This window comes from Pseudomonas sp. PDM04 (genome assembly GCF_014851765.1).
In the GTDB taxonomy this organism is placed as follows: domain Bacteria; phylum Pseudomonadota; class Gammaproteobacteria; order Pseudomonadales; family Pseudomonadaceae; genus Aquipseudomonas.
The window spans coordinates 1-368 of sequence record NZ_JACVAI010000024.1; the positions used below are offsets into that span (position 1 = coordinate 1).

General features: G+C 64.1%; 1 pseudogene. It reads right to left on the reverse strand.

Annotated features, from left to right (window positions below):
• A pseudogene (locus IB249_RS29620) lies at positions 1–368 on the reverse strand (hypothetical protein); the annotation flags it as partial.

The following is a 368-nucleotide window of genomic DNA, read 5'->3' on the forward strand; positions in this document are numbered from 1 at the left end:
CCGCTCCTGCTCGACCAGGCCACTGGCGTTATAGTGGATGTCGCTGACCAGGGTCGTCTCATCGCGTTCCTGGCTCTGCAAGTAAACGGCACTGAGTTGCCCCGCGCACGTCCGGCTCATGCGCCGACGATTGCCCATCGCATCGGTCTGCGCCGCCACCTCACCCAACGCATCGTAAGCCCAGCGGCTGTCGAGACCGGGGGCAGTTTCCAGTAACGCATCGCGAGCCGCGATATCCTCCGGCCAGTCCACCGCCTCAAGCGATGCCAGAAAATGACTGGTCTCCAGCAGCGGCAACCCCTGCACACTGTAATCGGGCATGTGCCGGGTGGTGGCGGGGTCGTCGTGACGGATCAACTGGCCGCACT